The sequence below is a fragment of the Bacillus sp. N13C7 genome (assembly GCF_026790065.1).
Lineage (GTDB): Bacteria > Bacillota > Bacilli > Bacillales > Bacillaceae > Bacillus.
This window is the reverse complement of sequence record NZ_JALAMO010000005.1, coordinates 320,445-343,167: the sequence shown is the minus strand read 5'-3', so window position 1 is coordinate 343,167 and position 22,723 is coordinate 320,445. Positions and strand designations below refer to the sequence as shown.

The following is a 22,723-nucleotide window of genomic DNA, read 5'->3' as shown; positions in this document are numbered from 1 at the left end:
TTTAGGAGGATTATTTATCATGGCTTTATTACAAAAAACAAGAATTATTAACTCCATGCTGCAGGCTGCAGCAGGAAAACCGGTAAACTTCAAGGAAATGGCGGAGACATTGCGGGATGTAATTGATTCCAATATTTTCGTTGTAAGCCGCCGAGGCAAACTCCTTGGATATTCTATTAACCAGCAAATTGAAAATGATCGTATGAAAAAAATGCTTGAGGATCGCCAATTCCCTGAGGAATATACAAAAAATCTGTTTAATGTCCCTGAAACATCTTCTAACTTGGATATTAACAGTGAATATACTGCTTTTCCCGTTGAGAACAGAGACCTGTTCCAAGCTGGTTTAACAACAATTGTACCGATTATCGGAGGCGGAGAAAGATTGGGAACACTCATTCTTTCACGTTTACAGGACCAATTTAATGACGATGATTTAATTCTTGCTGAATATGGTGCTACGGTTGTTGGAATGGAGATCCTGAGAGAAAAAGCAGAAGAAATCGAAGAGGAAGCAAGAAGCAAAGCTGTCGTGCAAATGGCTATCAGCTCTCTTTCTTATAGTGAGCTTGAAGCGATTGAACATATTTTTGAAGAGCTTGACGGAAACGAAGGTCTTCTCGTTGCAAGTAAAATCGCAGATCGCGTCGGCATTACCCGCTCTGTTATTGTGAACGCACTCAGAAAGCTGGAAAGTGCGGGTGTTATCGAGTCAAGATCATTAGGAATGAAAGGTACGTATATCAAAGTTCTTAACAACAAATTCCTAATTGAGTTAGAAAATCTAAAATCTCATTAATGACAGAAAGAACCCCTTAAAAAGGGGTTCTTTTTTATACTCAAATAAAGGAAATTGATAAGCTTTATTTCCTGGGTTTAAAGTCTTTCTTTGTAATAATTTTAATAAAGCTTACAATTATCTTCAAAAAAACTCAAAAATGTCGAAAATAATAAAGAAAAAACAGAAATTCTGCTATTTTCAGGCTTATATCAAAGCGGGAAACATAGTTCAAATAATCTAGGACTATATACCTAGTTATAAAATAGATAATTGTGAGCACATTTTTTTACACGATCTTCATAGACTTTATGCCTGTTATTTCTTACAATAAGCATATAGTTTTACAATTCTCGACAAGGATATTGAGGGTGAAAAAAACTGAAATGGAGGTAAGTGGATTTGGGCTTATTTTCTGGAACGATACAAAATCTTGAAAATGCCTTGAGCAGAGCGGATATTAAGCAAAAAGTCATAACTAATAATATCGCTAATATAGATACACCGAACTATAAGGCAAAAAAAGTTTCTTTCCAAAATTTATTAGATCAAGAATCCTCTCGTCTTGATGCGATAAAAACAGACTATCGTCATGTTGATTTTTCTGATACTGATTCGAATTATTCAATCGTAACAAGCAAGAATACATCGTATCAGCAAAATGGAAACAATGTTGATGTTGACAAAGAGATGACAGAATTAGCGCAAAATCAAATCAACTATCAAGCTTTAGTTGAAAGAATGAACGGCAAATTTAATTCGCTGAAGACCGTATTAACAGGAGGAAAATGATGACAGCTTTTCATAGCTTAAACGTTTCAGCATCAGCTTTAACTGCTCAGCGTGTCAGAATGGACGTGGTGTCGTCTAACTTGGCTAATATGGATACGACAAGAGCTAAGCAGGTGAACGGAGAGTGGGTGCCTTACAGAAGAAAAATGGTTTCTCTTCAGTCAAAGGGTGAATCGTTCTCTTCTATTCTCAATTCACAGATGAGCGGAAGCGGCAATGCTGGAAGCGGTGTGAAAGTTTCAAAAATCACAGAAGATGATTCGAATTTTAATCTTGTTTATGATCCGACAGACCCTGATGCAAATGCTGAGGGATATGTACAAAAGCCTAATGTTGATCCATTAAAGGAAATGGTTGACCTTGTCAGCAGCACCAGATCATACGAGGCGAATGTCACTGCGATGAATGCCACAAAGGGAATGCTGATGAAGGCGTTAGAAATCGGAAAGTAAGGTGAATGAATGTGATTAATGCAATTTCTCCTTTTCAGGTTCAAAATACTCAAAACACTCAAAATGCAACAAATCAAGTAAACAATAGCCAAAAAACAGATTCTTCAAATCAAACAAGCTTTTCGGAGCTTTTAAAAAACTCTATTAGTTCGTTAAATGAGTCCCAAATAGCTTCTGACAACATGACTAATGCCTTAGCTGCAGGAAAAGATGTAAATCTTGATGAGGTCATGATAGCCGCTCAAAAAGCAAGCATCTCTCTGACGGCTGCAACAGAGTTCCGCAATAAAGCTGTGGAAGCGTATCAGGAGATTATGAGAATGCAAATGTAGGGGGTCTGACGATTAAGAGAAAGAGTGGAATGACCGGGGGTTAACATGAATCGTACTCTAATGCAAATGAAAAACAAAACGAGTGAGTTTTGGAAAAACAGATCTAAATCACAAAAGATTTTAATGGTTAGTGCTTTAGCGGCAGTTATTATTCTTGGAATTATTATTAGCGTTTTTGCTTCAAGCACAAAAATGGCGCCGCTGTACAAAGATTTGTCTGCCGAAGAAGCAGGCAAAATCAAAGAAGAGCTGGATGCGAAAAAAGTGCCGAACGAACTTTCGAATGGCGGTACAGTGATTAGCGTTCCGGAGGACCAGGTTGATTCATTGAAAGTCCAGCTGGCTGCGGAAGGACTGCCTAAAACCGGATCGATTGACTATTCATTTTTTGGGCAAAATGCCGGGTTTGGTTTGACAGACAATGAGTTTGATATGGTGAAAGTGAAAGCCACACAGACAGAACTGTCAAATTTGATCAATGAAATGGACGGTATCAAAAATTCAAAAGTAATGATTAACCTCCCGAAAGACGCTGTGTTTGTCGGTGAGGAGCAATCTGCAGCATCTGCATCAATCGTTCTGCAGATTCAGCCGGGCTATACACTTGATCAAAGCCAGATCAACGGATTGTATCATCTGGTATCGAAAAGTGTGCCGAACTTAAAAGAAGATAACATTGTCATCATGGACCAAAATTCTACATACTACGACAAATCAGACAGCGATGCAGGGTCCTACGCGGATAGTTATTCTTCACAGCAGGGAATTAAGTCCCAAGTTGAAAAAGACATTCAAAAACATGTTCAGTCACTGCTTGGAACGATGATGGGACAAGATAAAGTCGTTGTCTCCGTTACAGCGGACATTGATTTCACGAAAGAAAATCGTACAGAAGATATAGTCGAACCTGTTGATAAAGAAAACATGGAAGGCATTGCAGTCAGCGCGGAAAAGGTATCTGAAACATACCAGGGTGACGGTGCAGCCAATGGCGGAACCGCCGGAACCGGGGACGAGGATGTAACTAATTATCAAGCTGACGGTGAAAATACCGAAAGTGGGAACTACGAAAAAAGCAGTAATAAAATCAATTATGAAGTGAACAGAATCCATAAAGAAATCGCTGAAAGCCCATATAAAATCAGAGATTTGGGGATTCAAGTCATGGTAGAGCCGCCTGATGCCAAAAACACAGCGTCGCTATCAACTGAAAGACAGGATGATATACAAAAAATCCTTTCAACTGTTGTCAGAACATCACTGGATAAGGACGCAACACAAAACCAGAACCTTTCTGATCAAGATATTAATAATAAAATTGTGGTCTCCGTTCAGCCGTTTGACGGAAAAGTCAATTTGGATACAAATACGGAGAAATCATCTGGTATCCCGCTATGGGCATATATCGTAGGCGGTGTTTTAATCGCAGCGATCATCGTTCTCATTATTATGCTTGTCAGAAAGAAACGAGCGCAAGAGGATGAATATGAGGAGTATGAATATGAGGTTCCTCAAGAACCGATTAATCTGCCTGATATCAACGAAGAGGAAAATGAAACAGCGGAAACAGTCAGACGAAAACAGCTTGAAAAGATGGCGAAAGACAAGCCGGAAGATTTTGCAAAACTGCTGAGAAGCTGGCTGGCCGAGGATTAGGAGGAATTAGAAATGGCGAGACGTGATCAAGATAAGCTTACAGGAAAACAAAAAGCAGCCATTCTCATGATTTCCTTGGGGTTAGACGTGTCAGCTTCTGTATATAAGCACTTAACCGATGAAGAAATTGAAAGGCTTACCCTGGAAATATCAGGTGTTCGAAGTGTCGATCATCAAAAAAAGGATGAAATTATAGAAGAATTTCATAATATAGCCATTGCGCAAGATTATATTTCTCAAGGCGGTCTAAGCTATGCGAGACAAGTTCTTGAGAAGGCGCTTGGTGAGGACAAGGCGGAAAACATTTTAAACAGGCTGACTTCTTCTTTACAGGTTAAACCGTTTGATTTTGCCAGAAAAGCAGAGCCTGAACAAATTTTGAATTTTATACAGCAAGAGCATCCGCAGACGATGGCTTTAATCTTGTCTTATTTAGATCCTGTGCAAGCTGGGCAAATTTTATCGGAGCTGAATCCTGAAGTGCAGGCTGAGGTCGCGAGAAGAATTGCGGTCATGGACAGAACGTCACCAGAAATTATTAATGAGGTGGAACGGATTCTTGAACAAAAATTATCTTCTGCATTTACTCAGGATTATACACAAACAGGCGGAATTGAAGCTGTTGTGGAAGTGTTAAACGGGGTAGACAGAGGAACAGAGAAGACGATCTTGGATTCATTGGAAATTCAGGATCCCGATCTTGCTGAAGAAATTAAAAAGCGTATGTTTGTCTTTGAAGACATTGTTACACTTGATAACCGCGCCATTCAGAGAGTCATTCGCGATGTTGAGAACGACGATCTGCTCCTTTCATTAAAGGTTGCGAGCGAGGAAGTCAAAGAAATTGTATTCAGCAATATGTCCCAGCGTATGGTTGAAACCTTCAAAGAAGAAATGGAATTTATGGGCCCTGTACGTTTGAAAGATGTAGAAGAGGCTCAATCAAGGATTGTAAGCATCGTCAGAAAGCTTGAAGAAGCCGGTGAAATTGTAATAGCAAGAGGCGGAGGGGACGATATTATTGTCTAATATCATTAAACAAGAATCATCTTTTTCTCCACAAAAGGAAAGAAGAAAACTCTCTATACAAGAGGTGCGTATCGAGCATTCTCACCTTTTGCAGGCCGAAGAGCAGCCAGAAGCGCTTATGGCCAGAGTGAAAGAAGAAGCTGACCGGATTTCTCAGCAGGCCAACAGCCATATAGAAAATATTCGCCGCCAAATTGAACAGGAAAAAAATGAATGGGCTGCTGAAAAACAAAAGCTTATCGAGGAAGCAAAAGCTGAGGGCTTTGAACAAGGTGTGGCATTAGGCAAAGCAGAGGCGCTTCAGCAGTATGCTGAGCTGATCGACCAAGCGAACAGCATAACTAAAATGTCCAGAAAAGCTGTTGAGGATAAGCTTGAAGATGCTTCTGAAGAAATCGTTGAGCTTGCCGTTGCACTGGCTAAAAAAGTATGGCAGCAAAAATCTGATGATAAAGAGGCGTTTCTCCTGCTGGTGAAAGAGGTTGTAAACGAAGTAAAGGAATATGACGATATATCAATATATGTGGATCCATATTACTACGAGACGGTTTATCAGCAAAAAGATGAAATCCTGCAGCTTCTTTATAAAGAATGCCGGCTTGGCATATATGCTGATGAAAAAGCTCAAAAAGGATCCTGTTATGTAGAAACTCCTTTTGGCAGAGTAGATGCCAGCGTAGACACTCAATTAATGCAATTGAAAGATAAACTTCTGACAGCGCTGGAAGCGGGTGCAGCTGAATGAAGACACAGAGTCTGATCGATTGTATAGAAATAACGGACTCGTATAAACGATACGGAAAAGTGAAACGGGTGATCGGCCTGATGATTGAATCAAAAGGGCCTGCTAGCTCAATTGGCGACGTGTGCCTGATTTATGCAAAAGGGCAATCCGGTAAAGTCATTAAAGCTGAGGTTGTCGGCTTCCAGGAAGAAAATATTTTGCTTATGCCTTACTTAGAGGCTGCAAGCATTGCGCCCGGCAGTATTGTAGAAGCCACTGGTGAATCTCTTCGGGTTAAAGTGGGAGCTGGACTGATTGGACAGGTCATTGATGCTTTTGGTGAGCCGCTTGACGGAAAACTGCTGCCGAAAGGGCTATCGCCTGTATCGACAGAGCAATCACCTCCCAACCCGATGAAACGGCCGCCTATCCGGGAAAAGATGGGTATCGGGGTCAGATCAATCGATAGCTTGCTGACAGTCGGTAAAGGCCAGCGGATAGGGATTTTTGCTGGGAGCGGTGTCGGTAAAAGCACATTAATGGGGATGATCGCCAAGCAGACAGAGGCTGACTTAAACGTCATTGCACTTGTCGGGGAACGCGGACGTGAGGTTCGTGAATTTATTGAAAAAGATCTGGGAGAAGAAGGGCTGAAACGATCGATTGTAGTTGTGGCCACCTCAGATCAGCCAGCATTAATGAGATTGAAAGCGGCATATACAGCGACAGCTATTGCTGAGTATTTCCGCGATAAAGGCCAAAATGTCATGTTTATGATGGACTCTGTTACAAGGGTGGCAATGGCGCAGCGTGAAATTGGGCTGGCTGCCGGAGAACCACCGACGACAAAAGGCTATACACCTTCTGTGTTCGCTATTTTACCTCGTTTATTAGAACGAACGGGTGCAAATGAATACGGAACCATTACAGCGTTTTATACGGTATTGGTAGACGGGGATGACATGAATGAGCCGATTGCTGACACTGTTCGCGGTATTTTAGACGGACATATTGTATTGGACAGGGCGCTTGCCAACAAAGGCCAGTTTCCTGCAGTTAATGTGCTGAAAAGCATCAGCAGGGTGATGTCAAACATATCGACAAAACAACACCTAGACGCAGCAAATAAATTCCGTGAACTTCTATCGACATATCAAAATTCAGAAGATCTCATTAATATTGGAGCTTACAAAAGAGGATCCTCCAGGGAAATTGATGAAGCGATACAATTTTACCCGCAGCTTATTCAATTTTTAAAACAGGGAACGGACGAATCAGCATTATTGGAAGAAAGCATTGCGGCATTAACTAGTTTGACAGGAAATGAGGAATAAACGTGGCCTATCAATTTAGATTCCAAAAGCTGCTGGAACTAAAAGAAAATGAGAAAGATCAATCCTTATCAGAGTATCAGCAATCAGTTTCTGAATTTGAAAATGTTGCTGAAAAATTATATGAGAATATGAGCAAGAAGGAATTGCTTGAACAAAATAAGGAAAAGAAATTAAAAAGCGGCATGAGTGTACAGGAAATGAGGCATTACCAGCAATTTGTCTCAAACCTTGATAATACGATTTATCACTATCAAAAACTTGTCATGATGAAAAGAAATCAAATGAATCAAAAACAAGAAATTTTAACAGAGAAAAATATAGAAGTGAAAAAGTTTGAAAAAATGCGTGAAAAACAGTTTAAAATGTTTGCTCTTGAAGACAAAGCTGCAGAGATGAAAGAAATGGACGATATTTCGATCAAGCAGTTTATGATTCAAGGCCATTAGGAGCGAATGTAATGTCCGGCAAAAAGAAAGAATCAGGTAAGTTCCGTTCGGTTTTGCTTATCGTTATCCTCCCGCTGATGTTTCTTTTCATCGCAGGGGGGATTGTTCTTTGGGCTGCTGGTGTCAATGTCTTAAAGCCGATACAGGAAGCTGCGGCAAAAACGCCGGTTCTTAAAGAATTGGTTCCTGAAGCCGAAAATACTAAAGACACAGCATCAAGTAAGGATAGCAGTAATACAGCAGCTCTCGAAAAGACGATTAAGAATCAAAAAAGTGAAATCAGTATATTGAATAAAGATTTAGAGACGAGTAAATCTGAAATCGACAGGCTCAACCAAAAGATCCGCTCACTGGAAAAGACGGCGGAAGATCAAAAAAAGTCGTCAGAAAATAATAATGAAGGAACATCAGGTTCGAATTCATCTTCTAAGGATGACAAAGTGATTAGTGTTTATAAAAGCATGGACAGCGGAAAGGCTGCTAAAATTATTACCCAATTAAAGGAGCAAGAAGCGCTGAAAATATTGAATGGTCTAAGCAAAAAGCAGCTTGCTGACATATTGGCGAAAATGACTCCTGAGCAAGCGGCAACCTATACAGAAAAAATTGCTGCCAGCCAAGAATAGGGGGAATTAAAGGTGAAGCTGCTTGAATTGGCGGGACCTTTGCTGCAAACCACAGCGGGACCTGCGGCTAAAAGCCTGAAAAATAACCAGGGAGTTTTTCAAAACTGGCTGATGTCTGAGGCTGGATTGAAGGAAATCTCAGAAGAAGGAAAGGGAACTCCTAATTCCAGCGACCAGCTTTTGGCAGATTCGCTTAAAAAGATCAGTGATTGGCTAAAAGCAAGTCCCGAGGATCAGGACAAACAACACGCTGAACTTCTGCAAACATTAAGCAAACTAACAGGAATGCAGTTGGATACAACTGCTCAGCAAATGCTGGAGAACTTGTTGCAGACAGTTGAACTAAAAATGTCCGGCGGGACGGATGAATTACTTTCAGAAGCAGGGAAAATCATTTCAGAAGGTAAAACAGCCCTGGATGCCAATGATTCTGCTGCTGACACTAATGGAGAACTGAAGTCTGATACAGAGCAATCAAATCAAGAGAATGAAGGATCTGAGGACAAGAAAGAACTTATCGTTCTCCAGGTGTTCATTAGTCAGCTGCTGGAAGGGAATAAGCTGGCTGAACGCGGGAATGGCAATGAAGCTCATGTTGTTTATCAGAATGGAGATCAATTTCTTTCTTCTCTTGAAAAAAAAGGCGTATCTCAGCAGCTTATTCAGGATCTTAAACAGCAAATATTCACTAAAGATGAATCGAGCTCAAAACTTTACTCGATGACAGCGTCAGAGCTGAAAAGCTTTCAAAGCTTAATGGAACAAATGTCTATGCTTCCTCAAAAAGGGACTAAAGAATGGAATGTAGCAGAAAGTCAGCTGAAAGCTTTCTTGTTAACGAAATCATCCGAATCATCGCAAGACTTTGGAAAGCGTGTCCTCGCACCGCTCCCGCAAAGTTCATCCAGCAAACGTGCTTTGGATGTATCAGGAAGTATTCAGCCTGTAGATAGTAAATCAGGGCTCCACATGCTCTTTTCAGGGTATCGGGGCATTGGAGGAGTTCAAACATTTGATCTGCATCAGCTCTCATCAGATTTACCGACCGCAGAAACCAAAACGGTGGCTGATCAAGTGATCAATGCGTGGAAGCAGATGAAATATACGCCTTTCGGCAGATCGACGGGAAGTTTCACCATTCGGCTGAACCCCGAACATTTAGGATTTGTCACGATCAAGCTGACAAATGAAAATGGGATGTTCCAGAGTAAAATTATTGCATCTAGCCAATCAGCAAAAGAACTGCTTGAACAGCATCTTCCTCAGCTCAAGCAATCATTGCCGAATATGGCTGTCCAAATTGACCGTTTTACTCTCCCGGTTCAGAGCGCAGATCAGCCGATATACGGCCAGCTCTCAGATGAACAGAAACAGCAGCAAGAGGGGCAGAAACAGCAAAGACAGAAAAAACAATCAACTGATTTTGACGATCTGCTCGATGAAGTGTCGATGGTTGAAATGGAGGAAGAAGAATGACTTCTATAAGTTCAGAATATAAACTGCCTGAAAAAACGAACACTGTGTCGACTAACAACAGCAGCTTGGGGAAAGATGAGTTTTTAAAAATATTAATGACCCAAGTCCAAAACCAAGATCCGCTCAACCCGGTTGATGATAAAGAATTTATCAGTCAGATGGCGACTTTTTCGAGTCTGGAGCAAATGATGAATCTGAACACTACAATGACTCAATTCGTCGAAAAACAAGATCCGTTTACCACATACCTAGACTGGATGGGCAAAGAAGTTTCTTGGACTGCTGACGGAGGTGCAACAGAAAAAACAGGCACGGTAAGCTCAGTAAAGCAGTCAAAAGGAAAATATTATCTCGTTCTAAGTGATGGTACTGAAATCAGTCCGTCGCATGTGTTGTCTGTAGAACAATCTTCTAAATAAAAAATCTGGAGGAATACATTATGTTACGTTCACTTTATTCTGGAATCAGCGGTATGAAAAACTTTCAAACAAAGCTTGACGTTATTGGTAACAACATTGCCAATGTGAATACAGTTGGTTTCAAAAAGAGCCGTGTTACCTTTAAAGATATGGTAAGCCAAACGATTGCCGGCGGTTCTGCGGCTGGAGGGGCAATTGGAGGTACGAACTCTAAGCAAATCGGTTTAGGTTCATCTTCTGGCACAATTGATACAATTCATTCAACAAGTGCGACACAAAACACAGGAAGAACACTTGATTTAGCGATTGACGGAGACGGTTACTTTAGAATTGATACAGGCGACGGAACGGCTTATACAAGAGCAGGAAACTTCTATTTAGATAATACCGGAACACTGGTTACCGGTGATGGCTACCATGTGTTAAATATGACTGGGGGCACAATTCAAATTCCTACTGATGCACAAAGCTTCAGCATTGGTTCTGATGGAAAGGTATCAATCGTTGATGCAGGCGGTAAGACTCAAGACGGCGGGCAAATCGGGATTGTTACATTTGCAAACAGTGACGGTTTGGATAAAATCGGAAATAACTTGTATCGAGAATCTTTAAACTCTGGAACGGCGAGTGCAGCTAACCAGCCTGGTGATGGGGGTACAGGTTCCCTTAAATCAGGGTTTCTCGAAATGTCTAACGTTGATTTAACTGACGAATTTACTGAAATGATCGTTGCCCAGCGCGGATTCCAATCAAACTCGAAAATTATTACAACATCTGATGAAATCCTTCAAGAACTGGTTAACCTTAAACGTTAAGGAGGGAGGGGAGGCGAGTAATCGCTTCTCCGCTGTTTTATGATTAAAGTAACCCGTTTGAATGGGCAGCCCTTTACACTGAATGCGCTATTTATTGAACAGATTGAATGCTTTCCGGATACTACAATCACTCTGTCAAATGGTAAGAAGTTTGTAGTAAAAGAAGATGAAGAAGCTGTTCTGGAAAGGATCGCATCTTTCTACCGAAACATACAAATATTTTCAATGGATCAAGGAATAGAGGAACCGGAATGAAGAAAAAATTAATGATCATTTTACTAATTATTCTTATCATAATTGGTGCTCTCGGTGCTGCGGCTTATTTTGTTCTAGGCGGTAAGTCCGAAAAAAGTGAAGCGAAAAAAAGTATTGATGAAATCGTTGCATCTTCTGTTGATGTAGAAGAGATCACAACAAATTTAAAGTCTGATAATATTATCCGTCTTGCTATTAAACTTGAAACTGATTCTGATAAATCAAAAGAAGAGCTTGAGAAACGTGACTTCCAAGTGAAGGATGCAGTAATATCACTGCTGGCAGATACGAATGCTGATGAGATTGAGGGAGACAAGGGAAAAGAAACCTTTAAGAAGGAACTAAAAGATAAAATAAATAGCTACCTCCAAGAAGGAAAAGTAGAAAAAGTGTATATTACCTCCTTTAATCTGCAATAAAGCATAATTTGACAGAATACGGAGGTGAGGAAAATGTCAGGAGAAGTTCTCTCCCAAAATGAAATAGATGCACTGCTTTCTGCAATATCAACTGGTGAAATGGATGCTGAAGAGCTGAAAAAAGAAGAAAAGGAGAAGAAAGTAAAGGTCTATGATTTCAAACGTGCGCTGCGTTTTTCTAAGGATCAGATCCGCAGTTTAACGAGAATTCATGACAATTTTGCAAGACTTCTTACTACTCACTTTTCTGCTCAGCTCAGAACCTATATTCACATATCTGTCAGTTCTGTTGACCAGGTCCCGTATGAGGAATTTATCAGATCCATCCCGAACATGACGATTTTGAATCTGTTTGATGTCCATCCGATGGAAGGCAGAATTATGATGGAGGTTAACCCGACGATTGCTTATACGATGATGGATCGCGTCATGGGCGGTATTGGCATCAGTCATAATAAGGTGGACAGCTTGACAGAAATTGAAACAAAAATCATTTCTAATTTATTTGAAAATGCACTGGGGAATTATAAAGAAGCTTGGCAGTCAATTGCTGATATTGAACCGGAAATGACTGAGTTTGAAGTGAACCCGCAATTCGTTCAGATGGTATCCCCTAATGAAACAGTCGTGGTCATCTCACTCAATACCCAAATCGGTGAAATCAGCGGTGTCATTAATCTCTGTATTCCGCATATCGTCCTCGAGCCGCTCATACCGAAGCTTTCAGTCCACTATTGGATGCAATCAGATAGAAATGAGCCAAAGCCTGAGGAAACAAAGTCGCTTGAAAAACGTATCATGACAGCACAAATACCTGTCGTGGCCGAGCTCGGCACATCTGAACTGACAATAGAAGAGTTTTTAAGTTTAGAAGTCGGAGACTGCATAACTTTGGACAAATCAGTCACGGATCCTCTTACTGTATTGGTCGGAGATAAGCCGAAATTTTTAGGACAAGCCGGCCGGGTGAATCGAAAACAGGCAGTGCAAATTTTAGATCACGACATAAGAGGTGAACAAGATGGAGAATAATAGATTATCTCAAGATGAGATTGACGCGCTTCTTAATGGCACTGGCAGCACGCTGGATGAGCCAGAGGTTCTGGAAGTACATGACTTATCGGAAATGGAGCGTGATGCGATCGGTGAAATTGGAAATATTTCATTCGGCAGTTCTGCGACAGCACTATCAACACTTTTAAATCAAAAAGTCGATATTACGACTCCAAGCGTAACTGTCATTCCTAGAAGTAAAATCAGCGATGCGTTTCCTGAACCGTATGTAGCGATTGAAGTGAATTATACGGAGGGCTTCAGCGGCAGCAATCTGCTGGTCGTGGAACAAAATGACGCGGCGATCATTGCTGACTTAATGATCGGTGGAGACGGAAAAGGCGCGGACCCTTCACTGGGTGAAATCCATTTAAGTGCGGTTCAAGAAGCAATGAACCAAATGATGGGATCTGCAGCCACATCAATGTCTACTGTATTCAGTAAAAAAATTGATATTTCACCGCCTCGGGTTGAACTGCTCGATGTCACTGAAGAAAAGGGAACAGACCGTATTCCTGATGATGAAATGCTGGTGAAAGTTTCTTTTAACTTAAAGGTGGGAGAATTAATAGATTCCAGCATTATGCAGCTTTACCCACTGACATTTGCAAAGGATTTAATTTCAAGCCTTATGAACTCAGGAAGTGCAGAGGAAGACACAACGCCGCTGCCTAATGTTACATATGAACAGCCGAAGGAGCCTGTGACGCCAGAGCCGCGCATTGAACCGCAGCAACAGCAACCACAACAGCCGCCGAAAAGGCAGGGAACAGCGAAAAAAGCAGCACCAGTTCAGGTTTCACCGGTTGAATTTTCCGCTTTTGATCCAAACGAGGCTTCGCAAGCTCCTATTAACAATCTGGATATGCTTTTGGATATCCCGCTTTCGATTACTGTTGAGCTTGGCAGAACGAAGAGAAGCGTAAAAGAGATTTTGGAGCTTTCTGCCGGAAGTATTATTGAGCTTGATAAATTAGCCGGTGAGCCGGTAGATATTTTAGTTAATCAGCGTATCGTTGCCAAAGGTGAAGTCGTAGTGATTGAAGAAAACTTCGGAGTACGAGTCACTGACATTTTAAGCCAGGCAGAGCGCATTAATAATTTAAAATAACGAAACACAAGGAGAGAGATAGATTATGGCACACAGAATTTTAATTGTAGATGACGCAGCATTTATGCGAATGATGATTAAAGACATTTTGGTGAAAAACGGTTTTGAAGTAGTAGCGGAAGCTGAAAATGGAGCACAAGCAGTAGAAAAATATAAAGAGCATTCTCCTGATCTTGTTACGATGGATATCACGATGCCGGAAATGGATGGTATTTCTGCATTAAAAGAAATTAAACAAATTGATGCACAGGCAAGAATCATTATGTGCTCAGCTATGGGACAGCAATCGATGGTTATCGATGCCATTCAGGCCGGTGCTAAGGATTTCATCGTAAAACCTTTCCAGGCAGACCGGGTGCTTGAAGCAATTAACAAAACATTAAGTTAAAGGGTGTACGACTGTTGAAAAAGAGTCAATATTTCATTGCTTTTATTTGTTTTTTCGTTTTATTCAGTGTACATCCGATTGCTGCTGACGCGGCAGACTCTGATAATTCAACTGTAAACGAATGGTTTCAAAAAAAAGATGAAAAAAATGCAGATAAGTCAGAGCAAAAGGAAGAAAAAACAACACAAACTGCTGATGAGACGGAGGGAGCGGCTGCTCCTTCTGTTTCAGCTTTTGATTTTGTGAAGATGATTTTCGCTTTACTGTTTGTTATCGTGCTGATTTACGCGCTGGTTAAGCTGATGAACAAAAGAAATCGGCTCCTCAAGCCTTTTCAATATGTTGAAAATATTGGCGGCACATCGGTCGGACAAAACAGGTCAATCCAATTGGTCAAAGTCGGAAACAGCGTGCTCGTCGTCGGCGTAGGGGAAACAATCCAGCTGCTGAAAGAAATTGAGGATGAAAAAGAGATTGAAGTCATTCTCAGCCAGCATGAAGAGGCGATGTCAAGCAAAATAGAGTGGCAAAAGCTTGTGAAGCCGCTGAAGGGATCTGAGAATCAGCCGCAGCAGAAACTGCCTTCATTTTCAAAAGCATTGAAAGAGCAGCTTGAAGAGTTAAAACAAAACCGTTCTGAAGGAAAGAAGAAAGGCCCACGTCATCATGAATGAGTTTATAAATATTTTCAGTTCAAGCGATCCGGAAAACGTAAGTTCAACTGTTAAATTACTATTATTGTTAACTGTATTTTCAGTGGCGCCTGGAATATTGATTCTTATGACTTGTTTTACTCGCATCGTCATTATACTGTCATTTGTCAGGACTTCACTGGCGACGCAGTCTATGCCGCCAAACCAGGTTCTTATCGGGCTGGCGCTGTTTTTAACGTTTTTTATTATGGCTCCTACTTTTTCAGAGATTAATAAAGAAGCGCTGACGCCATTGATGGACAACAAAATCAGCTTGGACGAAGCGTATACAAAAGCTGAGGAACCGATTAAGGAATTTATGAGTAAACACACAAGGCAGAAGGATTTGGCGCTGTTTATGAATTACGCGAAAATGGATAAACCCGAATCATTAAAGGATATTCCGCTCACAACAATGGTTCCCGCTTTTGCCATATCGGAGCTCAAAACAGCGTTTCAAATAGGTTTTATGATTTTTATTCCATTTTTAATTATAGATATGGTAGTGGCGAGCGTTTTAATGTCAATGGGAATGATGATGCTCCCTCCAGTTATGATTTCTCTGCCCTTTAAAATATTACTTTTTGTTTTAGTAGACGGCTGGTATTTAATTGTGAAATCTTTGCTTCAGAGCTTTTAGGGTAGGTGCTAAACGTGAGTTCAGAATTTGTAATTTCTATGGCGGAAAAAGCCGTATACGTAACACTGATGATCAGCGCGCCATTGCTGGCTATTGCTTTACTGGTCGGTTTAATCGTCAGCATCTTTCAGGCGACAACTCAAATACAGGAACAGACTCTGGCGTTTATTCCGAAAATCGTGGCGGTTCTTCTGGCCCTGATTTTTTTTGGACCATGGATGCTATCGACCATTCTTTCATTTACAACAGAGCTGTTTTCTAATTTAAATCGTTTTGCAGGGTAATGTAGCGATGAATTCGATTATTGATTTATTTCCTGCTTTTTTATTGGTTTTTATTAGAATCTCTGCTTTTTTTGTAACGATTCCGCTTTTCGGACACCGGAATGTGCCAGCTGTTCATCGTATTGGATTTGCTTTTTTTCTCGCGGTTATTTGTTTCAGCACCATTGATAAGCCTCCCTCTTTGGAGATAGATGGGCAATATATGCTCCTGGTGTGTAAAGAAGCTTTGGTTGGTCTTTGTCTAGGCTTAATCGCTTATATGATGATTGCCGCAGTTCAGATTGCCGGCTCTTTTATAGATTTTCAAATGGGATTTTCAATTGCGAACGTTATCGATCCGCAAACCGGTGCACAAAGTCCGCTGATCGGGCAGTTTATTTATACGATGGCACTTTTGTTTATGCTGAGTGTCAATGCCCACCATTTGCTGCTGGACGGCATTTACTACAGCTTTCAATACATTTCAGTTGATCAGGCGTTTCCGAATTTCGGCGATGAAAAGTTTGCTTATTTTATAGCGAAAAGCTTTAATGCAATGTTTATTATCGCTTTTCAAATGTCAGCTCCGGTGGTGGCCAGTTTGTTTCTTGTTGACTTAGCATTAGGCATCGTGGCTCGAACTGTTCCGCAATTAAACGTATTTGTGGTCGGTCTGCCTTTAAAGATCGCTGTCAGTTTCATCATGCTCATTTTTTGTATGTCCGTTATCTTCGTCGTTGTTCGGAATGTCTTCAGTTTAACGATTGAAACGATGCGGAATCTTTTAGCATTGGTCGGTGTTTCTTAATGAAGCAGCTTAGAATTGACCTGCAGTTTTTTGCGGGAGAAAAGACTGAAAAAGCCACTCCGAAAAAACGAAAGGATACACGAAAAAAAGGGCAGGTAGCAAAAAGCTCGGATGTCAATACTGCGGTTTCTTTACTAGTAGTTTTCCTTTCGCTTATTGCGATTGGCCCGTATATGAGAGATAAGCTTCTGTCATTTATAGAAACATTTTATACCGATTCGCTCACAATGAAGCTCTCTGAATCAAATGTCCATACACTGTTTATCAGTTTATTGAAAGATACGGGCATGATCCTAGCACCGATTTTGCTTGTCGCTCTTGTTGCAGGGGTCGTAAGCAACTATATGCAGGTTGGGTTCTTGTTTTCTGCTGAAGTCATACAGCCTAAGCTTGAAAAATTGGACCCGATCAAAGGCTTTAAACGAATATACAGTATGAGGGCGATTGTAGAGCTGATTAAATCCATATTGAAAATTGCAGTTGTCGGTTTTGCGGCATTCGCTGTGCTTTGGCTGCATTACGGAGAAATTCTCCGGCTCCCGCTTCTGACACCCGAAGAGGCACTTTCTTTTGTTTCAAAACTCACCCTGTGGATGGGACTGAGCGGTGCAGGAGCTTTGTTGATTCTTGCGGGACTCGATTATTTATATCAGCGATTTGACTATGAGAAAAATATCAAAATGTCAAAACAAGATATAAAAGATGAGTACAAAAAATCTGAAGGTGACCCGATTATCAAGTCTAAAATTAAGCAAAGACAGCGGGAAATGGCGATGAGGCGGATGATGCAGGAAGTTCCAAAAGCAGATGTCATTATCACAAACCCGACTCACTATGCGATTGCCCTGAAATATGATGAAGAAAAAATGGACGCTCCTTATATTGTTGCAAAAGGTGTTGACCACCTGGCGTTAAAAATCAGGAAAATTGCTAAAGAGCATGATGTCATGATGGTAGAAAACAGACCGCTTGCCCGTGCGTTATATGATCAGGTGGAAATCGACCAGGCAGTGCCGGAAGAATTTTTTAAAGTCTTGGCAGAAATTCTGGCCTACGTATATAAGACAAAACAAAAAGTATATTGAATTTTTCGATTTAAAAGGAGAGAAAAAACAGCATGTCAACAAGAGATTTATCCGTTTTAATAAGTGTGGTCCTCATTGTGGCGATGCTGGTGATTCCATTTCCTCCATGGCTGTTAAGTATTTTAATCATTATAAATATTTCTCTTGCGTTGATCGTGCTTCTCACCACAATGAATATGCAGGAAGCGCTTCAGTTTTCGATTTTTCCGTCACTGTTGCTGCTTTTAACCCTATTTCGTTTGGGCTTGAACGTCTCAACTACCCGTTCGATTCTTTCACATGGTGAAGGAGGAAAAGTCGTCGAGACTTTCGGAAATTTCGTTGTCGGCGGAAATGTATTAGTTGGACTTGTCGTATTTATCATCCTGATTATTATTCAGTTTATCGTCATTACGAAAGGTGCTGAACGTGTTTCCGAAGTGGCAGCAAGGTTTACGCTGGACGCAATGCCTGGGAAGCAAATGAGTATTGATGCTGATTTAAACGCAGGGATGATTACCGAACAGGAAGCGAAGCACCGCCGCGAAAAAGTGGCAAGAGAAGCAGACTTTTATGGAGCAATGGACGGTGCCAGTAAATTTGTAAAAGGCGACGCGATAGCCGGAATCATTATCGTGCTGATCAATATAATATTCGGTATCGTGATTGGAATGCTTCAGCAAGGCATGTCCATTCAAGAGGCCGCTTCGCACTTTACGATGCTGACTGTGGGCGATGGAATTGTTTCGCAAATTCCGGCGCTGTTAATTTCTACAGCTACGGGGATTGTCGTAACAAGAGCTGCCTCTGAAGGAAACTTAGGGCATGACATTACAGGCCAGCTATTTGCTTATCCAAAGCTTTTATACGTCGCAGCAGCTACGATTCTGCTTCTTGGTATCTTCACTCCGATTGGCATCTTTCTGACGGGACCGCTTGCAGGGCTGCTTGCTTTCGGCGCTTATACGCTATCTAAATCAGGCAAGGAAAAAGAAGAAGTGGACGAGATTCTCGAGGAAGAGGCTGAGGTTGATGAGCTAAAAAGCCCTGAAAGTGTTGTTCAGCTTCTCCACATAGATCCGATAGAATTTGAGTTTGGGTATGGTCTGATACCGCTTGCTGATGCCAATCAGGGCGGTGATTTATTAGACCGAATTGTGATGATTCGCCGTCAGTTAGCCCTGGAACTCGGGCTTGTCATTCCTGTTGTGCGCATCAGAGACAATATAGCGCTGCAGCCTAATGAATACCGATTAAAAATTAAAGGAAACGAAGTAGCAAAAGGCGAGCTGCTGCTTGATCATTATTTAGCAATGTCGCCAACGCCTGAAGACGATCTCATTGAAGGGATTGAAACAGTGGAGCCGTCATTCGGATTGCCGGCAAAATGGATTAGCGAATCGGTAAAGGATGAAGCTGACATGCTTGGCTATACAGTTGTCGATCCTGCTTCAGTTGTTTCAACCCATATTACGGAGAAAATTAAGCAGCATGCCCATGAATTGATCGGAAGACAGGAGACGAAACAGCTGATCGACCATTTAAAAGAAACGTACCCGGTCCTCGTGGAAGAGGTTACGCCAAATCCATTGTCTGTCGGTGATATTCAGAAGGTGCTGGCTAAGCTTTTAAGAGAAAAGGTTTCAATCCGAAATTTAGTAACGATCTTTGAAACGCTTGCTGATTATGGAAAACTGACAACAGACTCTGATCTTTTAACAGAGTATACAAGACAAGCGCTGGCTAAACAAATTACAGCCCAGTTTGCCAAAGAAAATGAAGTGTTGAAGGTTGTTACTTGTTCGGGCCGTGTAGAAAAGGCGATAGCAGACGGTGTACAGCAAACGGAACACGGGAATTACTTGTCGCTTGAACCAGATATTTCAGAAAGTATTGTGCGCTCTGTCGCTAAAGAAGCCGAACAGCTCTCATTACGTCAGGAAACTGCGATACTTCTTTGCTCGCCGCCTGTCAGAATGTATGTGAAGCAGCTTCTGGAACGATATTTCCCTGATCTTCCGGTACTCTCCTATAACGAACTTGAGGCGAATGTTGAGGTACAAAGCATTGGAGTGGTGGATATTTAATGAAAATAAAAAAATTTACTGCTGCTTCAATGCAAGAAGCGGCACTTCTCATCAGAAAAGAGTTAGGTAATGAAGCGGTCATCTTAAATTCGAAAAAAATTAATAAGCGAAAATGGTTTGGGCTCATCAACAAGCCTGCTGTTGAAGTAATAGCCGTATTGGATCAAGACTTTCTTGAGAAAAGAGCCACCCAGAATACAGCTGAGCCGAAACAAACATTAAAAACTCCGGTCAGCAGTCCGAAAATAGAGGAGCGGACATATCCCCCTCAATTTCCGGCGCAACATGAGCCGGGTGATTTTTCAGCTTATCAATCTGTACTTCCTGAGCCGCTGCGAAAAGCAGAAAAGCTATTACAAAAAACGGGGATTAAAGAGTCAACGAAGACGAGCGCTTTGAAGAAATTACTGCGCTGCTCTGTGGAAGCGGGCGGTCTGACGGAAGAAAACGTGGTCGGCAAACTTGAGGATATACTATGCGGTACACTGCCTTCAGCGGATAAGTGGCAGGAGCCTATTCATTCAAAGTATATCGTTCTGTTTGGTTCAACGGGGGCAGGTAAAACAACAACGCTGGCTAAGCTCGCAGCCATATCTATGCTTGAAAAACAGAAGAAAATCGCTTTCATTACAACAGATACGTTTCGGATTGCAGCTGTTGAACAGTTGAAAACATACGCCGAACTGCTGCAGGCTCCTCTGGAAGTTTGCTATACAAAAGAAGAATTCCAGCAGGCGAAAGAGTTATTTTCTGAGTATGATCATGTGTTTATTGATACAGCCGGAAGAAACTTCAAGGAGCAGCAATACATTGATGAATTGAAAGAAACGATTCCTTTTGAGGGCAGCATTCAGTCATTTCTCGTTTTATCCGCTACTGCAAAATATGAAGATATGAAGCACATTGTCAAACGGTTTTCATCCGTCCCTGTCAATCAATTTATTTTTACAAAAATAGATGAAACTGCTTCCCTAGGTTCTGTATTTAATATACTGGCAGAATCAAAAATAGGTGCCGGGTTTATAACAAACGGCCAGAATGTGCCTGAGGATATTCAGACTGTATCCCCTCTTGGTTTTGTAAGGATGCTTTGCAGATGAAGAGATTTGACCAAGCAGCAACTTTACGGGCGAAAATGGAAAAGCGTCAGCGCGTTCTGCCAATGGTTTATTCACAAAAAGCGAAGACACTTGCTGTCATCAGCGGCAAGGGCGGTGTTGGAAAATCCAATATTACCTTAAATATGGCCCTTGCACTGCAGGACAAAGGTAAGAAGGTACTGCTCATCGATCTTGATATCGGGATGGGGAACATTGATATATTAATGGGAAATTCGTCGTCAGCCACAATTATCGATGTATTGACCGATCGTAAACCGTTAATGCAGTCATTATCCGCTGGACCAAAAGGTTTGCGGTATATATCAGGAGGAACCGGTCTGGATGTAATGTTTCAGCTGGATCAGAGACAATGGACGTTATTCGCCAATGAGCTTTCTTATGCGCTAAGCCAGTTCGATTATGTACTGTTTGACATGGGAGCGGGATTATCAAAAGATCAGTTGCCTTTTATTTTATCGGCAGAAGATATTTTGGTCATCACAACTCCCGAACCTACTGCTATCATGGACGCATACAGCGCTGTCAAGTATTTGGTGTTGACAGAAAATAAGCTTTCAATGAAGGTCGCTGTCAACCGGTGCCGTGATCAAAAAGAAGGGCTGAACGCTTTTACCCGCCTTTCCCGTACAATTCATATGTTTTTGGATGTTCAGGTTCAGTTTGCTGGTTCCGTTTCTGACGATCCGATCGTGAGCAAAGCAGTTGTCGAACAGGTTCCTTTTTTCATAAAAAGTCCTCAGGCAAAAGCCAGCCGGTCAGTCCGTCTTTTAGCGGACGCCTTGTTTGAAAGAGAAGAAACAAGACACAAAGAAGACAAACAGACATTTATAGAGAAATTATCTTCTTTTTTAATGAGGAGGGCTTAATTTGATTCGTGTGCTTGTAGTTGATGATTCAGCTTTTATGAGAAAAATGATAAGTGATTTTCTAACCGAGGAAAAGCAGATAGAAGTAATCGGAACTGCGAGAAACGGAGAAGAAGCGCTTAAGAAGATTGAATTACTAAAGCCGGATGTTGTTACTCTTGATGTTGAAATGCCGGTCATGAATGGGACAGACACACTGCGCAAAATTATTGAGATTTATAACTTGCCGGTCATTATGGTGTCAAGCCAGACCGAAAAAGGAAAAGAGTGCACAATTAATTGTTTAGAGATCGGTGCCTTTGATTTCATTACAAAGCCATCAGGCTCTATATCTCTGGATTTGTACAAAATTAAAGAACAATTGGTTGAGCGTGTCGTCGCTGCCGGACTTTCCGGCCAGCGGAAACATCCAGTGTCACAGGCGGTCCGGCCTGAGCCTATCGTGCGGCATGTGAAGCCTGAATTAAGCAAACCGAAAAACGGCACGGGCAGACAAATTGTATGCATCGGCACGTCGACAGGCGGCCCAAGGGCGTTACAAAAGGTGATACCGAAGCTTCCTAAGGATTTGAACGCGCCAGTGGTTGTTGTTCAGCACATGCCCGAAGGCTTTACTGCTTCTTTGGCTGAGCGGCTCAATCATTTATCCGACATTCAAGTAAAAGAAGCAAAAGATGGTGAAGCAGCTCTTAATGGCTGTGTCTACATAGCGCCGGGCGGTAAAAACATATCCGTTATCAAAAGCAGCGGAGGACTTCAGATCGTGCTTGATAATCTCGATACGCCGAGCCGTCATAAACCATCAGCTGATTATTTATTCCGTTCTGTCGGTAAACTGGCAGACTATGAAAAAGTGGCTGTTATCATGACCGGAATGGGCAGTGACGGCACTGCTGGCTTAAAGGACATGCTTATGGGCGGCAATGTGAAAGCCATTGCGGAGTCTGAAGAATCTTGTGTCGTATATGGGATGCCGAAAGCAGCTGTTAAAGCGGGCCTCATTCATGAGATTAAACATGTGGAAGATATCGCAGCATCCATCACAAGCTGTGTGAAAAAAGAGAGGGTGTGATTCAA

The 22,723-nt window shown here is 41.6% G+C and carries 27 protein-coding genes; all 27 read left to right on the top strand.

The annotated features are described in order from the left end of the window. Positions 1–19: 19 nt before the first annotated feature. The 27 genes from codY to cheB all read left to right on the top strand — a co-directional run bounded on the left by codY (position 20) and on the right by cheB (position 22,718). Positions 20–799 (top strand): GTP-sensing pleiotropic transcriptional regulator CodY, encoded by a 780-nt coding sequence (gene codY, locus MOB98_RS06590; RefSeq protein ID WP_003220850.1) that lies wholly within the window; start codon positions 20–22, stop codon positions 797–799. A gap of 381 nt (positions 800–1,180) precedes the next feature. Further along, positions 1,181–1,570 carry a flagellar basal body rod protein FlgB gene (gene flgB / locus MOB98_RS06585; protein WP_268360742.1) on the top strand — a complete coding sequence of 130 codons (390 nt, stop codon included), beginning with the start codon at positions 1,181–1,183 and terminating at the stop codon, positions 1,568–1,570. Beyond that, positions 1,570–2,022 carry a flagellar basal body rod protein FlgC gene (flgC, locus tag MOB98_RS06580; RefSeq protein WP_268360743.1) on the top strand — a complete coding sequence of 151 codons (453 nt, stop codon included), beginning with the start codon at positions 1,570–1,572 and terminating at the stop codon, positions 2,020–2,022. Before flgB ends, flgC begins: the two co-directional genes overlap by 1 nt. 11 nt (positions 2,023–2,033) lie before the next feature. After that, positions 2,034–2,354: a flagellar hook-basal body complex protein FliE gene (gene fliE, locus MOB98_RS06575; RefSeq protein ID WP_268360745.1), complete on the top strand. Its 321-nt coding sequence runs from the start codon at positions 2,034–2,036 to the stop codon at positions 2,352–2,354. Positions 2,355–2,399: 45 nt separating this feature from the next. Then, a complete protein-coding gene (gene fliF, locus MOB98_RS06570; protein ID WP_268360746.1) occupies positions 2,400–4,010 on the top strand; it encodes a flagellar basal-body MS-ring/collar protein FliF in 1,611 nt (536 codons plus the stop codon). Between the two features lie 12 nt (positions 4,011–4,022). Beyond that, on the top strand, positions 4,023–5,039 hold the full coding sequence (gene fliG / locus MOB98_RS06565; RefSeq protein ID WP_014663967.1) for a flagellar motor switch protein FliG: 1,017 nt from the start codon (positions 4,023–4,025) through the stop codon (positions 5,037–5,039). Next, positions 5,032–5,784 carry a flagellar assembly protein FliH gene (gene fliH, locus MOB98_RS06560; RefSeq protein WP_268360747.1) on the top strand — a complete coding sequence of 251 codons (753 nt, stop codon included), beginning with the start codon at positions 5,032–5,034 and terminating at the stop codon, positions 5,782–5,784. Before fliG ends, fliH begins: the two co-directional genes overlap by 8 nt. Then, complete coding sequence (fliI, locus tag MOB98_RS06555) at positions 5,781–7,097, top strand: flagellar protein export ATPase FliI (protein WP_268360749.1); 1,317 nt, start codon at positions 5,781–5,783, stop codon at positions 7,095–7,097. The genes fliH and fliI overlap by 4 nt, the downstream gene beginning before the upstream one ends. Positions 7,098–7,099: 2 nt before the next feature. Beyond that, positions 7,100–7,543, top strand: a complete 444-nt coding sequence (gene fliJ / locus MOB98_RS06550; RefSeq protein WP_268360750.1) for a flagellar export protein FliJ — start codon at positions 7,100–7,102, stop codon at positions 7,541–7,543. A gap of 11 nt (positions 7,544–7,554) precedes the next feature. Continuing rightward, positions 7,555–8,169, top strand: a complete 615-nt coding sequence (locus MOB98_RS06545; protein WP_268360752.1) for a MotE family protein — start codon at positions 7,555–7,557, stop codon at positions 8,167–8,169. Positions 8,170–8,181: 12 nt separating this feature from the next. Then, the gene (locus MOB98_RS06540) at positions 8,182–9,645 is read left to right on the top strand and encodes a flagellar hook-length control protein FliK (RefSeq protein WP_268360753.1); all 1,464 of its coding nucleotides are present in this window, start codon (positions 8,182–8,184) and stop codon (positions 9,643–9,645) included. Next, a complete protein-coding gene (gene flgD / locus MOB98_RS06535; RefSeq protein ID WP_268360754.1) occupies positions 9,642–10,064 on the top strand; it encodes a flagellar hook assembly protein FlgD in 423 nt (140 codons plus the stop codon). Before MOB98_RS06540 ends, flgD begins: the two co-directional genes overlap by 4 nt. Before the next feature lie 20 nt (positions 10,065–10,084). Next, positions 10,085–10,879: a flagellar basal body rod protein FlgG gene (gene flgG / locus MOB98_RS06530; RefSeq protein ID WP_268360755.1), complete on the top strand. Its 795-nt coding sequence runs from the start codon at positions 10,085–10,087 to the stop codon at positions 10,877–10,879. Between the two features lie 39 nt (positions 10,880–10,918). Next, positions 10,919–11,134: a swarming motility protein SwrD gene (swrD, locus tag MOB98_RS06525; RefSeq protein ID WP_268360757.1), complete on the top strand. Its 216-nt coding sequence runs from the start codon at positions 10,919–10,921 to the stop codon at positions 11,132–11,134. Then, entirely contained in the window at positions 11,131–11,553 is a 423-nt protein-coding gene (gene fliL, locus MOB98_RS06520) for a flagellar basal body-associated protein FliL (protein WP_019258401.1), read from the top strand. The genes swrD and fliL overlap by 4 nt, the downstream gene beginning before the upstream one ends. A gap of 33 nt (positions 11,554–11,586) precedes the next feature. Then, positions 11,587–12,585: a flagellar motor switch protein FliM gene (fliM, locus tag MOB98_RS06515; RefSeq protein ID WP_003220879.1), complete on the top strand. Its 999-nt coding sequence runs from the start codon at positions 11,587–11,589 to the stop codon at positions 12,583–12,585. Then, the gene (gene fliY, locus MOB98_RS06510; protein ID WP_268360758.1) at positions 12,575–13,717 is read left to right on the top strand and encodes a flagellar motor switch phosphatase FliY; all 1,143 of its coding nucleotides are present in this window, start codon (positions 12,575–12,577) and stop codon (positions 13,715–13,717) included. Before fliM ends, fliY begins: the two co-directional genes overlap by 11 nt. 25 nt (positions 13,718–13,742) lie before the next feature. Next, entirely contained in the window at positions 13,743–14,105 is a 363-nt protein-coding gene (gene cheY / locus MOB98_RS06505) for a chemotaxis protein CheY (RefSeq protein WP_003220882.1), read from the top strand. Between the two features lie 14 nt (positions 14,106–14,119). Further along, positions 14,120–14,779 (top strand): flagella biosynthesis regulatory protein FliZ, encoded by a 660-nt coding sequence (gene fliZ, locus MOB98_RS06500; RefSeq protein WP_268360759.1) that lies wholly within the window; start codon positions 14,120–14,122, stop codon positions 14,777–14,779. Continuing rightward, a complete protein-coding gene (gene fliP / locus MOB98_RS06495; RefSeq protein ID WP_268360760.1) occupies positions 14,772–15,437 on the top strand; it encodes a flagellar type III secretion system pore protein FliP in 666 nt (221 codons plus the stop codon). Before fliZ ends, fliP begins: the two co-directional genes overlap by 8 nt. Before the next feature lie 14 nt (positions 15,438–15,451). Next, positions 15,452–15,721 carry a flagellar biosynthesis protein FliQ gene (fliQ, locus tag MOB98_RS06490; protein ID WP_014113798.1) on the top strand — a complete coding sequence of 90 codons (270 nt, stop codon included), beginning with the start codon at positions 15,452–15,454 and terminating at the stop codon, positions 15,719–15,721. A gap of 7 nt (positions 15,722–15,728) precedes the next feature. Continuing rightward, positions 15,729–16,508 (top strand): flagellar biosynthetic protein FliR, encoded by a 780-nt coding sequence (gene fliR, locus MOB98_RS06485; RefSeq protein WP_268360761.1) that lies wholly within the window; start codon positions 15,729–15,731, stop codon positions 16,506–16,508. Next, positions 16,508–17,593, top strand: coding sequence for a flagellar biosynthesis protein FlhB (flhB, locus tag MOB98_RS06480; RefSeq protein WP_268360763.1), 1,086 nt, complete (start codon positions 16,508–16,510; stop codon positions 17,591–17,593). Before fliR ends, flhB begins: the two co-directional genes overlap by 1 nt. A gap of 32 nt (positions 17,594–17,625) precedes the next feature. Continuing rightward, positions 17,626–19,659, top strand: coding sequence for a flagellar biosynthesis protein FlhA (flhA, locus tag MOB98_RS06475; RefSeq protein WP_268367017.1), 2,034 nt, complete (start codon positions 17,626–17,628; stop codon positions 19,657–19,659). Further along, complete coding sequence (flhF, locus tag MOB98_RS06470) at positions 19,659–20,759, top strand: flagellar biosynthesis protein FlhF (RefSeq protein WP_268367016.1); 1,101 nt, start codon at positions 19,659–19,661, stop codon at positions 20,757–20,759. The genes flhA and flhF overlap by 1 nt, the downstream gene beginning before the upstream one ends. Continuing rightward, positions 20,750–21,646 carry a flagellum location/number ATPase FlhG gene (gene flhG, locus MOB98_RS06465; RefSeq protein WP_268362160.1) on the top strand — a complete coding sequence of 299 codons (897 nt, stop codon included), beginning with the start codon at positions 20,750–20,752 and terminating at the stop codon, positions 21,644–21,646. The genes flhF and flhG overlap by 10 nt, the downstream gene beginning before the upstream one ends. 1 nt (position 21,647) lies before the next feature. Continuing rightward, positions 21,648–22,718 (top strand): protein-glutamate O-methylesterase CheB, encoded by a 1,071-nt coding sequence (gene cheB / locus MOB98_RS06460; RefSeq protein ID WP_268362132.1) that lies wholly within the window; start codon positions 21,648–21,650, stop codon positions 22,716–22,718. Positions 22,719–22,723: the final 5 nt, after the last annotated feature.